We start from the raw sequence: 10,809 nt of genomic DNA on the forward strand, positions 1-10,809 counted from the left end.
TTCAGCGTAGACCCTACCCGATGAATGGCCGCCCGAGCCGTTGTGTCTACAGGCCGTAACGATGCGCCAGACGCTGGTTTGACAACTGCCCGGCCAGGCCCAGGCGGGCACCTTCAAAGGCTTCGTAGCGCTCGAACTCATGCAGTGACGGGATCGAGATCAACCGCTGCGCATCGAAGTCCTGCAACGCCGCCTCGACCAGGTCCTGCGCCGTCATCACGATAGCCGGGTCGAGGTTTTCCACCGGCAGCCCGCCGATGGCCCAGAAGTCCGTGGCGGTGGCGCCGGGCAGCACGGCCTGGACCTGCACGCCGCTGCCGGCCAGTTCCTTGTGCAGCGACTGGCTGAAGGCGGTGACATAGGCCTTGCTCGCGCCATACACGCCATTCAGCAGTTCGGGCGCCAGGCTCACCACCGACGAGATGTTGATCACCGCGCCGCGCCCGCGGGTGACGAAACCGGGTACCGCCGCGTAGGTCAGGCGGGTGAGGGCAGTGACGTTGAGGGCGATCATCCGGCTCATCTGCTCCACGTCGCTGTCCAGCAGCGAAGTGTGGGTGCCGACCCCTGCATTGTTGACCAGCAGGTCGATGCTGGCGTCCTCGCGCAGGCGCGCTTCGATGGATGCCAGGTCCCGGGCATCGGCCAGGTCCGCCGGCAGTACCTCGACGCTGCGGCCGGTCAGGGTGGTGAGGCGCTCAGCCTGCGCGTTGAGGCGTTCGCGGTTGCGCGCCACCAGGATCAGGTCGTGGCCACGGCGGGCCAGTTGTTCGGCGTACACAGCACCGATGCCGGTGGATGCGCCAGTGATGAGTGCGGTGCCTTTCGAGCTCATGGTTGTGACTCCGTGGGTTGGGGTGAGGCCATGATGCTAGGCTTTGCCGTTGGCGCAAATGACGCATATAGTACGTATTCGAGACATGCTCCGGAGTGTACCCATGCATCGGGTCGGTTATCTGTTGTGCGAAGGGTTCCAGGTGATGGCGCTGGCCTCGCAGTCGGTGTTCGAGTTCGCCAACCTGCTGGCCGGGCGGCCGGTCTACGCCTTGGGCAACTTCAGTGTCGCAGGCGGCCCGCTGCGTTCGTCGCTGGGCCTGGTGCTCGACACCCAGGCGGTAGGGTCGCCGAGCCATGCCGATACCTGGCTGGTGGCGGGCACCTTGTCGCCGGTCGACTTACCGCCTACACCCGAGTCGGTTGCGCTGGTGCGGCGCCTCGGCGGCCAGGCCCGGCGCACGGCGGGCATCTGCACCGGGGCTTTCATACTGGCGCAGGCCGGCCTGCTCGACGGGCGCCGCGCCACCACCCACTGGGCCTTTGCCCGTGAGTTCCGCGAGATGTTTCCGCGCATCCAGCTGGAGGAAGACCGCATCTTCATCGCCGATGGCAACCTGTGGACCTCGGCCGGCATGACCGCCTGCATCGACATGGCCCTGGGCATGGTCGAGCAGGACCTGGGCGCCGAGATCGCCCGGGGCGTGGCCCATCGCCTGGTGATGCACCAGCGCCGTTCGGGCGGGCAATCGCAACATTCACAGCTGTTGGCCATGGCGCCACGCTCGGACCGTATCCAGGCGGCGCTGGAGCATGTGCGCGGGCACCTGGGGCAGCCCCTGACCGTCGAGACACTGGCCGAGGTGGCGCACCTGAGCCCGCGTCAGTTCAGTCGCGTGTTCAGCGCCGAGACCGGTGAATCGCCGGCCAAGGCCATCGAGCGCCTGCGCCTGGAGGCGGCGCGGCTGCTGATCGAACAGAGCCGCCACAGCCTTGATGTGGTAGCTCGCGAGACCGGTTTTCGCGATCGTCGGCATCTGCGCGAGGCGTTCCTGCGCGGCTTCGGCATTCCGCCGCAGGCCGTGCGCCGCGATGCGCGGCGCCTGGACAGCGAGGTGCCGGCATGAAGAAACTCGTGCGCATGGACGACCTGCAGGTGTTCGTCAGTACCGTGGCAACCGGCAGTTTCTCCGCGGCGGCGCGCCAGCTGGACATCTCGCCGGCCCTGGCCAGCGGCGCCGTGCAGCGCCTGGAACGCAGCCTGGGGTTCCGCCTGCTGGTGCGTTCGACCCGGCGCCTGCGCCTGTCGGATGAAGGCCAACGCTACCTGCCCCATGCGCGCCAGGTGCTCGAGGCACTGGTGGAGGGCGAAATGGCCCTGGAGCAGGGGCGTGAGGAGATCGGCGGGATGTTGCGCCTGTCCATGCCCTCGGACCTGGGGCGCAATGTGCTGCTGCCCTGGCTCGACGAGTTCCAGTTGCAGCACCCGGGCATCAGCCTGCAACTGCGTCTGAGCGACCAGGTGGCGGACATGGTGGGGGATCGCCTGGATGCCAGTATCCGCTATGGCCAGTTGGCCGATTCGGGCCTGGTGGCGCTGCCCCTGGCTGCGGACAACCGCCGCACGCTGTGCGCCGCGCCGGCCTACATCGCCCGCCATGGCGCGCCGCGCACGCCGGAGGAACTGGTCGGGCACAACTGCCTGCGCTATGTGATGGGCGAGCAGACCCACGAACGCTGGGGCTTCCACCTGCCGGACGGGGTCAGGACGGTGAGTGTTTCGGGCGATCGCACCAGTGACGACGCCGATGTCGTCCGCCGTTGGGCGGTGGCGGGGCTGGGGATCGTCTACAAGTCGCGGTTGGATGTGCTGGCCGACGTGCGGGCCGGGCGGCTCGTGGAGCTGTTCCCACCAGAATGCTGCCAGGCGGCGCCGCTGCAACTGGTGTGCGTGCACCGCCAGGCGGTGTCGCCGGCGATCCAGCGGTTGCGCAGCTACCTGGGGGAGAAGTTTGCCGAGCTTGGCTAGCAAGGCGCCTGCAGGTACGTCATCGCGCCTACAGGGCCCCTATCGGACTAGAAACCTTCCAGTACAACCTTGCCCTTTGCCTTGCCGCTTTCGATCAACTCGTGGGCGCGGCGCAGGTTGGCCGCGTTGATCGCGCCGAAATGCTCGCCCAGCGTGGTCTTGATCACGCCTTCATCGACCAGCCCAGCGATTCGCTCCAGCAGTGCGTGCTGCTTGATCATGTCGGTGGTCTGGTACAGCGAACGGGTGAACATCAGCTCCCAGTGCAACGACAGCGACTTGCGCTTGAGCGGCACCACGTCGAGGCTGGTCGGGTCGTCGATCAGTGCCAGGCGGCCTTGTGGGCGCAGCACCTCGACCAACTGGGCGAAGTGGCGGTCGGTGTGGGTCAGGCTGATCACCAGGTCCACCTGGCCTATGCCCACGGCCTCCAGCTGGGGTGCCAGCGGCTGGTTGTGATCGATCACCTGGTGGGCGCCGAGTTGGCGTACCCAGGCCTGGGTTTCAGGGCGCGAGGCGGTGCCGATCACGGTGAGGCTGGTGAGCTGGCGCGCCAGCTGGGTGAGGATCGAGCCCACGCCACCGCCGGCGCCGACGATCAGCAGGCTTTGCCCTTCGCCGCCGCCTTCGCGCACGCCCAGGCGGTCGAACAGCAGCTCCCAGGCGGTGATCGAGGTCAACGGCAGGGCGGCGGCGCTGGCATTGTCCAGGCTACGCGGCTTGTGGCCGACGATGCGCTCATCGACCAGATGCAGTTCGCTGTAGCTGCCGGGGCGGTCGATGGCACCGGCATAGAAAACCTCGTCGCCGGGCTGGAACAGGGTCACCTGTTCACCGATGGCGCGCACCACACCGACCGCATCCCAGCCCAGCACCTTGGGTTGGCTGGTGCTGCCGCTGCCGGCGCGGACCTTGGTATCGACCGGGTTGACCGCGATGGCGCGGACCTCCACCAGCAAATCGCGTGGGCCGGGGGCAGGGGCGGGCAGGTCGCTGTCATAGAGCGAGGCCGGGTCGGTAAGCGGCAGGCCGTGTTGGGTGAAGACGATGGCTTTCATGGCATCAGGGTCCCTGAGTGGTAGGTAGGGCAACCTTAGCCTGCAAGATTTATCGCAAAAACATCGCAATCACGGGAACAGTTTCAGCATTTTCTTGAAAATGTAGCGGCCATGCTGGTCAGAACCAGCGATCGTTGCGTTTGCGCCCACGGGTCAGCGCCGGCAGGATCAGCCCCGCCAGCAGCCCGGCGCCGGCGATGCTGCCGCCATACACCATGTAGCGCATCATCACCTGCTTGTTCTCGTCACCCAGGCGCGCCTGGGTGTCGCGCAGGCTCGACTGGCTCTGCTCGAGCTGCTCGTTGAGTGCCTTGTTGCGGGTTTCCAGCTCGTCGATCAGCGCCTTGCGCGAGTCGAGGGTCTCCTGCATGCCCTGCACGCGGTTCTTCCAGCTGTCGTCGATGGTCTTGAGCTGGCCGGACAGTTCGGCCACCTGGGCGTCGAGCTGCGGCAGGCGCTCGCTCTGACCGGGCACCGCCTGCAGGTCGCTGGTGAGGATCCACACCAGGTCGCCGCTTTGCCCGCGTACCTGGCTGTAGTTGCCTTGGCTGGTGACCAGGGTGACCTTCTGCCCGGACTTGAGCGTGCCGACGATGCGGTGGCCATCGGTAGGGCCGCTGCGTACGTAAGTGTTCAGGCTGTCACTGACCCAACGCGCATCAGTGGCCGGCTCTTCGGCGTGGGCCGGGGCGGCGAGGGCGATCAGGGCGGCGATCAGGCCACCGCGCAGGGCGGTGAGGGCAGGGGAAGCGGGCTGGATGTCTGGCATGCTGGTCTTCGCTGAAACAGGACGAATGAAGGCCCGATGACTGGGCCGGCGATCCGGTCGGGTGGATTGACCGTCAGCGAAAGACCGTTTTTTTGTGGGCAGGTTCACCACCTGGCGCAGGAAATATCTGCAAAATATTGCGAAAAATCAGGAGTTATTGGCTGCTGTGGGCGCCAGTTCGCCGGCGAAAGGGCCGCAAAGCGGCCCCCAGTGCCCTCAGGCCACTACTTCATAGCACGGCACATACGCCGCCCCACCGGGCAACTTCATGCGGTGCTGGTCGACGAACGCCTGCAGCAGGCGCCCGAGCGGGTCGAGGATCGCCGCATCGCCGCGGATCTGGTAAGGCCCGTGCTCCTCGATCAGGCGGATGCCCTTGTCCTTGACGTTGCCGGCAACGACGCCCGAGAACGCCCGGCGCAGGTTGGCCGCCAGCTCGTGTGGCGGCAGGTCGCGGCGCAGGGCCAGGTTGGCCATGTTCTCGTGGGTCGGATCGAACGGGCGCTGGAAGCCTTCGTCGATCTTCAGCAGCCAGTTGAAGTGGAAGGCGTCGTTGCGCTCGCGGCGGAACTGCTTGACTGCCTTCAGCCCCTCGACCATCTGCCGGGCCACTTCGGCCGGGTCGTCGATGATGATCTGGTAGTGGCGTTGCGCCGCCTCGCCGAGGGTGGCGCCGACGAAGGCATGCAACTGCAGCAGGAACGGCTCGGCGCTGCGCGGCCCGGTGAGCACCACCGGGAACGGCAGGCCCTGGTTGTCCGGGTGCATGAGGATGCCGAGCAGGTAGAGGAACTCCTCGGCGGTACCGGCGCCGCCGGGGAAGATGATGATGCCGTGGCCGACACGCACGAAGGCTTCAAGACGCTTCTCGATGTCCGGCAGGATCACCAGCTCGTTGACGATCGGGTTGGGCGCCTCGGCGGCGATGATGCCCGGCTCGGTCAGGCCCAGGTAGCGGCTGCCGTGCATGCGCTGCTTGGCATGGGCGATGGTGGCGCCCTTCATCGGCCCTTTCATCACGCCCGGACCGCAGCCGGTGCAGACATCCAGCTTGCGCAGGCCCAGCTCGTGGCCGACCTTCTTGGTGTACTGGTATTCCTCGGTGCTGATCGAGTGGCCGCCCCAGCACACCACCATCTTCGGCTCGACACCGGGGCGCAGGGTGCGGGCGTTGCGCAGCAGGTGGAAGACGTAGTCGGTGATGCCTTGCGAGCTTTCCAGGTCGATGCGCTGGCTGGCTAGTTCGCTCTCGGTGTAGACGATGTCGCGCAGGGCGCTGAAGAGCATCTCGCGGGTACTGGCAATCATCTCGCCATCGACGAAGGCGTCGGCCGGGGCGTTGAGCAGTTCCAGGCGCACGCCGCGGTCCTGCTGGTGGATGCGCACCTCGAAGTCCTTGTAGGCCTCGAGGATGGTCTTGGCATTGTCGACATGGGCGCCGGTGTTGAGGATGGCCAGGGCGCACTGGCGGAACAGGGTGTAGAGGCTGCCGGTACCGACTTCGCTCAGTTGCTGGACTTCACGTTGCGACAGCGTCTCCAGGCTGCCCTTGGGGCTGACGGAGGCGTTGATGACATTGCGTTGGGGCATCTGGTCTTTCCTGTGCGGGTAAAACATCCTTCTTGGACAACACCATACAAGCAAATGTGCGTGGCAACGAGGGGGAGGGTGAAAAACCTTGGTGGCCAGAGGCGCCACGAATGCGCGCTTTGCACAGCGTTCTGTCAATAGCACAGTTGAGCGACTGTGCCGTTGGCCCGGCGGTGATAGGTTTGCCGATAGCCTGGCCTGTCACGATGTTGGCAGGTCGGGCCAATGCCTGTGCGCCTGTCAGATCACTGAAAGGATTTCCAACATGAAAAAGCCAATGACTGCCCTGGCCGTATCCGTAGCGCTCACCTTCGGCATCACTGTTGCGAACGCTTCCGTGCACCCGGCCTCCATCGCTGCGCCGCAAGCCGTCAACCAGGGAACCTCCTCGCTTGGGACGCCCTTCGCTAGCGCTCAACCAGCCAAGAGCATCCAGGTGGCAAGCCTTGCCAGAAACTGCGCCGATGAGCGCTATTCCTGGTGGGAATACAGCGGTTGGGAAATCGTTGGCTGCCTCGCAAGTGGCCAGTGGTAACGATTGACGCGGGCCTGGCGCGTGGCAAGCGCGCCAGGGCTCCTGGATCAGCTGGCTGAGCGGCGTGCTTGTCCGCAAGGGGCAGGCCGGCTTCGCGGTCAATCGACCTTGAACACATGCCGCAGGTACGCCACGAAGTTCTCGTCCCGGCACTGGGTCTTGCCTGGGCTGTCGGAGATCTTTGCCACCGGCGCGCCATTGCACGCGGTCATCTTGATCACGATGTTCATCGGCGTGACACCGGGAATGTCGCAGGTGAGGTTGGTGCCGATGCCAAAGCTGACCTGGATACGGCCATTAAGCGCACGGTACAGCTCGAGCATCTTCTGGAAGTCCAGGCCATCGGAGAAGATCAGGGTCTTGCTCCTGGGGTCGATGCCCAGCCGCTGGTAGTGCGCGATGGCTTTCTCGGCCCAGGCCAGCGGCTCGCCCGAGTCGTGGCGCAGGCCGTCGAACAGCTTGGTGAAATACAGGTCGAAGTCGCGCATGAAGGCATCCATGCCGATGCAGTCGGTCAGGGCGATGCCCAACTGACCACGATACTCACGCACCCAGCACTCCAGTGCGGCGGCCTGGCTGTCGAGCAGCCGTGGACCGAGCTGCTGGTGGGCCATGAACCACTCGTGGGCCATGGTGCCGATCGGCTTGATCTGGTACTCGCGGGCCAGGTGCACGTTGCTGGTGCCGACGAACTTGCCCGGGAAGTCGCGCTTGAGGATGTGCACCACCTCTTCCTGTACCCGGTACGAGAAGCGCCGGCGGGTGCCGAAGTCGGCCAGTTGTAGGCCGGCAAGCTCGTCGTCGCTGGCCTCGGCCCTGAGCCAGTCGAGCTTCTGGTACAGACGCTCGCCGACCTGCTCGATCACTACCTCGCGATAGCGGTAGCGGTTGCGCACCTCGCTGATGATCGCCAGCAGCGGGATCTCGAACAGGATCACGTGCAGCCACGGGCCGTGCACGTGGATCGCCAGCTGTCCGGTAGCGTCCAGGCCTACCTGCACGTAGCGCAGGTTGAAGCGGAACAGGCTGAGAAAACGGATGAAATCCGCCTTGATGAACGGGATCTTCTCAAGGTAGGCCAGCTGGTCGTGGGTTACCGAGACATCGGCCAGTTGTTCGATCTGGTAGCGGATCTCGGCCAGGTAGGGCGCCAGGTCTTCGTTGTTGCGGCAGCGGAATTCCCATTCCACCTCGGCGTTGGGGTAGTTGTGCAGCACCGCCTGCATCATGGTGATCTTGTAGAAGTCGGTGTCCAGCAGGTTCTGGATGATCCGTGGGCCGAAAACGCTGTCGCTCATGGGCGATCCTCCTTGAGTTGCGCCAGTTGGCGGTCGAGGTCCTGTTCATCGGGGCACAGGTGGATGCCGGCGGTGGCCATCTCTGTGCACGCCTGCTGCGCGCCCTCGGCGCTCAGTGCGCGGCAGGCCGGCAGGTACAACAACACCTCGAAACCGGCGCGGCGCAGTTGCAGGGCGGTGGTGCGCACGCAGTAGTCCAGCGCCAGGCCACCAACGATGATCGCCTGTACCTGTTGCACCTTGAGGAACTCGATGACACCGGTGGAGCGGCGTTCCGCCAGGTCGTGGTAGCAGGCGCCGTAGGGGTGCAGGTCGGGTTCGACGCCTTTCCAGACGAAGTAGTCGTAGTCGATGGGGGCGGGCAGGCCGGGGAGCAGTTCGAAGCCGGGCGTGCCGGGGACGCAGTGGCTGACCCAGGTCAGGTCGGCGTTGGCCAGGGGCAGCGGTTGCAGCATCTGCCCGGCGTCGGCGACCATCCAGGCGGCATTGGCCGGGTGCGCGTCCTTGCTGCCCAAGCGCAGCGTGGCACGCTGGGCCATGGTGTTGAGCGCAGGCGCGATCAGGTGGCCGCCAGGTACCGGCAACTCCTGGGGAGCGTTGACGGTAAAGCCGTTTTGCGCGTCGACGTCGAAGCTGGCGATGATCATGGGCAGAGGTCCTCGGCTGAGATGGGTATATAATTCATCTGGTACATTATGTATGTCAAGGCTATTCCCAAATTAGAATTGGCGCTTGCTAGACTTAATAGCTCTGGTGGAATATAGGCGGGTTACCAGAAGGAATCGTACCGTGAGCACAGCACAAGTCCTGGCCAGCGTGGATATCATTGCCCTGCGCCTGTCGCCGCACAGCCTTCGCCTGGAGGTGTTGCTGCACCGGCGTGGACGCGAGCCCTACGAAGGGCAATGGGCCCTGCCAGGTGTGATCGTCAATGGCAGCACCTCGGACAACAGTCTGGATGCCGCCGCCGCCCGTGTCCTGGCGGAAAAGGCCAAGGTGGTCCCCCGCCATCTGGAACAGGTAGGCACTGAAGGCAATGGCGTTCGCGACCCACGGGGCTGGACCTTGAGCACCTACTATCTGGCGCTGCTCGATCCGGCGGTCGTGGTAGAAAACGCGCAGGTTGCCTTCTTTGACCTTCAAAGCGTTCTGTCGCGTGAGCTGTCGCTGCCGTTCGACCATGGCCTGCTGGTCGAGCGCGCCAGTGAGCGGTTGGCGGCCAAGGCCGTGTACACCAACCTGCCGTTGTACCTGGCGCCCGAGCGGTTCACTGTGCTGGACGCCCTGGCAGCGGTGCAGGCGTGCCTGGGGCAGGTGGTCAACAACACCTCGCTGCGCAAACGCCTTGAACGCATGAAAAGCGAAGGCTGGGTGCAGGACACCGGCGAGAAGGTCCAGCCCAGGCTCGGGCGGCCGCAGCAGCTGTACCGGCATACCCCGCAGGGGGCGGGGGCGTTCATGTTCGACCGCAGTCTGCTGGCGGGAGGCTGAGCTTGCGCAACAGCAACGATCGGCCGCTTGCCGGCGATGAAGCCGGACCAGGCGGCACAAGGAAAATGCAGCGGCTATCCTTGCAGCCATGACCAACCCGCTCCCCCAACGCCACCCATGCCCGCCGGGCGCCTGCGACTGCGGCCGCGAACGTCTGACCGACGGCCCCGAGCGGCGCATCCTGCTGCTCACCCGCGAGGAGGAAAAGCGTCTGGTCGAGCGGCTGGAGAACCTCAGGGATCTTGAAGACCTGCAGCGCCTGCAGTCACGCCTCTACGAGCAGCTCGGCATCCGCGTGCACATCACCCCAGGCTTCAACGAAGTGCGCACCATGCGCGGTATCGTCATCGAACTGGAGGCGCAGTTGGGCCTGTGCCGCAAGACGCGCCAAGCCATTCCCGCGGCGATCCGCCGGGGGCTCGAGCGCAACCCGCAAGTGGCCTTCCGCCTGCTCGACGCCCACGACCTGCTGCGCGACGCCTGAGCCTCAGCGCATCGCCGCCAACTTGATGCCGAAGCCGACCAGGCAGGCGCCGGCCAGCCGTTCGAGCAGGTTGGCGATGCGCGGGCTGGCGCGCATGCGCTCGGCCAGTCGGTGGGTAAGGAACACCGCGATCAGGCCGTAGAGCAAGGTAAGCCCGGCCACGGTCAGCGCCATGAAGGCGAAGGTGATCACGCCCTGGTGGCGCACCGGGTCGATGAACAGCGGGAAGAACGCCATGTAGAACATGATCGCCTTGGGGTTGAGCAGGGTGATCATCATGGTCTGGCGCAGGTAGCGGCCGCTGGCCATGCGGCTCTCGCGCGGGGCGCCGCCGGGCTTGCTCAGCACCATGCGCAGGCCGAGCCAGGCCAGGTAGGCGGCGCCGGCCCACTGCACCACGTGGAAGGCGGTGGGGTAGGTGGCCAGCAAGGTGGCCACGCCGGCCACCGCCAGCCACATCAGCACCTGGTCGCCGAGGATCACCCCGAAGGTGGCGGCCAGCCCGCCCTTGATGCCGCCCTTGCCGGTGGCGGTGATCAGGGCGAAGTTGCCGGGCCCGGGGATCGCCAGGAGGATGAGGAACGCGATCACGAAAGCGCCGTAGTCGGTCACGCCGAGCATGGGGATTCTCCTGGTGGGGGTGGGCAGGCGGACTTCGATATATGCCATTATTCGCGGCAGTTGCAAAGCCATGACGGCACAGGGAGGTGTTGCTGGCGGTCAAGAGCGTGAGGCCGATCCTAGGTCTTTGCGCCCGAGACTATTGACCGAGTAAGGGCCT

Annotated in this window: 12 protein-coding genes; 5 read left to right on the forward strand and 7 right to left on the reverse strand. The window is 65.6% G+C overall.

Going from position 1 to position 10,809, the window contains the following annotated elements; genetic code table 11:
- Positions 1-46: 46 nt before the first annotated feature.
- Positions 47-835: an SDR family NAD(P)-dependent oxidoreductase gene (locus ACVWY1_RS07850; RefSeq protein WP_457378083.1), complete on the reverse strand. Its 789-nt coding sequence runs from the start codon at positions 833-835 to the stop codon at positions 47-49.
- Between the two features lie 103 nt (positions 836-938).
- Between ACVWY1_RS07850 and ACVWY1_RS07855 the strand changes: the two genes are divergently transcribed.
- Together ACVWY1_RS07855 and ACVWY1_RS07860 are read left to right on the forward strand one after the other, a co-directional pair.
- Positions 939-1,901 carry a GlxA family transcriptional regulator gene (locus tag ACVWY1_RS07855; RefSeq protein WP_139670826.1) on the forward strand — a complete coding sequence of 321 codons (963 nt, stop codon included), beginning with the start codon at positions 939-941 and terminating at the stop codon, positions 1,899-1,901.
- A complete protein-coding gene (locus tag ACVWY1_RS07860; protein ID WP_198754498.1) occupies positions 1,898-2,803 on the forward strand; it encodes a LysR family transcriptional regulator in 906 nt (301 codons plus the stop codon). The genes ACVWY1_RS07855 and ACVWY1_RS07860 overlap by 4 nt, the downstream gene beginning before the upstream one ends.
- A 47-nt stretch (positions 2,804-2,850) precedes the next feature.
- Here the strand turns inward: ACVWY1_RS07860 and ACVWY1_RS07865 are convergent, their stop codons facing one another.
- From ACVWY1_RS07865 to ppnN, 3 genes are all read right to left on the reverse strand, one after another.
- The gene (locus ACVWY1_RS07865; protein WP_457378084.1) at positions 2,851-3,861 is read right to left on the reverse strand and encodes a zinc-binding alcohol dehydrogenase family protein; all 1,011 of its coding nucleotides are present in this window, start codon (positions 3,859-3,861) and stop codon (positions 2,851-2,853) included.
- Positions 3,862-3,979: 118 nt separating this feature from the next.
- A complete protein-coding gene (locus tag ACVWY1_RS07870; RefSeq protein ID WP_094011156.1) occupies positions 3,980-4,630 on the reverse strand; it encodes a TIGR04211 family SH3 domain-containing protein in 651 nt (216 codons plus the stop codon).
- A 216-nt stretch (positions 4,631-4,846) separates the two neighbouring features.
- A complete protein-coding gene (ppnN, locus tag ACVWY1_RS07875; protein WP_046855903.1) occupies positions 4,847-6,220 on the reverse strand; it encodes a nucleotide 5'-monophosphate nucleosidase PpnN in 1,374 nt (457 codons plus the stop codon).
- Positions 6,221-6,485: 265 nt separating this feature from the next.
- Between ppnN and ACVWY1_RS07880 the strand changes: the two genes are divergently transcribed.
- Positions 6,486-6,755, forward strand: coding sequence for a hypothetical protein (locus ACVWY1_RS07880; RefSeq protein WP_277503718.1), 270 nt, complete (start codon positions 6,486-6,488; stop codon positions 6,753-6,755).
- A 98-nt stretch (positions 6,756-6,853) separates the two neighbouring features.
- Here the strand turns inward: ACVWY1_RS07880 and pncB are convergent, their stop codons facing one another.
- A complete protein-coding gene (gene pncB / locus ACVWY1_RS07885) occupies positions 6,854-8,053 on the reverse strand; it encodes a nicotinate phosphoribosyltransferase (protein WP_277503720.1) in 1,200 nt (399 codons plus the stop codon).
- Positions 8,050-8,700: a nicotinamidase gene (locus ACVWY1_RS07890; RefSeq protein WP_457378085.1), complete on the reverse strand. Its 651-nt coding sequence runs from the start codon at positions 8,698-8,700 to the stop codon at positions 8,050-8,052. Before ACVWY1_RS07890 ends, pncB begins: the two co-directional genes overlap by 4 nt.
- A gap of 142 nt (positions 8,701-8,842) precedes the next feature.
- Here ACVWY1_RS07890 and ACVWY1_RS07895 point away from each other — a divergent pair, with 142 nt between their 5' ends.
- Both ACVWY1_RS07895 and ACVWY1_RS07900 read left to right on the forward strand, forming a co-directional pair.
- Complete coding sequence (locus ACVWY1_RS07895) at positions 8,843-9,544, forward strand: NUDIX hydrolase (protein WP_198754493.1); 702 nt, start codon at positions 8,843-8,845, stop codon at positions 9,542-9,544.
- An 88-nt stretch (positions 9,545-9,632) separates the two neighbouring features.
- Positions 9,633-10,028: a hypothetical protein gene (locus ACVWY1_RS07900; protein ID WP_457378086.1), complete on the forward strand. Its 396-nt coding sequence runs from the start codon at positions 9,633-9,635 to the stop codon at positions 10,026-10,028.
- Between the two features lie 3 nt (positions 10,029-10,031).
- Here the strand turns inward: ACVWY1_RS07900 and ACVWY1_RS07905 are convergent, their stop codons facing one another.
- Positions 10,032-10,649, reverse strand: coding sequence for a LysE family transporter (locus tag ACVWY1_RS07905; protein WP_457378087.1), 618 nt, complete (start codon positions 10,647-10,649; stop codon positions 10,032-10,034).
- Positions 10,650-10,809: the final 160 nt, after the last annotated feature.

It is taken from the genome of Pseudomonas sp. TE6288 (assembly GCF_054062095.1).

What these genes read in the sequence shown, in the direction of transcription:
- ACVWY1_RS07850 (WP_457378083.1), bottom strand. Translation starts at nt 835, where the DNA reads ATGAGCTCGAAAGGCACCGCACTCATCACTGGCGCATCCACCGGCATC.
- ACVWY1_RS07855 (WP_139670826.1), top strand. Translation starts at nt 939, where the DNA reads ATGCATCGGGTCGGTTATCTGTTGTGCGAAGGGTTCCAGGTGATGGCG.
- ACVWY1_RS07860 (WP_198754498.1), top strand. Translation starts at nt 1,898, where the DNA reads ATGAAGAAACTCGTGCGCATGGACGACCTGCAGGTGTTCGTCAGTACC.
- ACVWY1_RS07865 (WP_457378084.1), bottom strand. Translation starts at nt 3,861, where the DNA reads ATGAAAGCCATCGTCTTCACCCAACACGGCCTGCCGCTTACCGACCCG.
- ACVWY1_RS07870 (WP_094011156.1), bottom strand. Translation starts at nt 4,630, where the DNA reads ATGCCAGACATCCAGCCCGCTTCCCCTGCCCTCACCGCCCTGCGCGGT.
- ppnN (WP_046855903.1), bottom strand. Translation starts at nt 6,220, where the DNA reads ATGCCCCAACGCAATGTCATCAACGCCTCCGTCAGCCCCAAGGGCAGC.
- ACVWY1_RS07880 (WP_277503718.1), top strand. Translation starts at nt 6,486, where the DNA reads ATGAAAAAGCCAATGACTGCCCTGGCCGTATCCGTAGCGCTCACCTTC.
- pncB (WP_277503720.1), bottom strand. Translation starts at nt 8,053, where the DNA reads ATGAGCGACAGCGTTTTCGGCCCACGGATCATCCAGAACCTGCTGGAC.
- ACVWY1_RS07890 (WP_457378085.1), bottom strand. Translation starts at nt 8,700, where the DNA reads ATGATCATCGCCAGCTTCGACGTCGACGCGCAAAACGGCTTTACCGTC.
- ACVWY1_RS07900 (WP_457378086.1), top strand. Translation starts at nt 9,633, where the DNA reads ATGACCAACCCGCTCCCCCAACGCCACCCATGCCCGCCGGGCGCCTGC.
- ACVWY1_RS07905 (WP_457378087.1), bottom strand. Translation starts at nt 10,649, where the DNA reads ATGCTCGGCGTGACCGACTACGGCGCTTTCGTGATCGCGTTCCTCATC.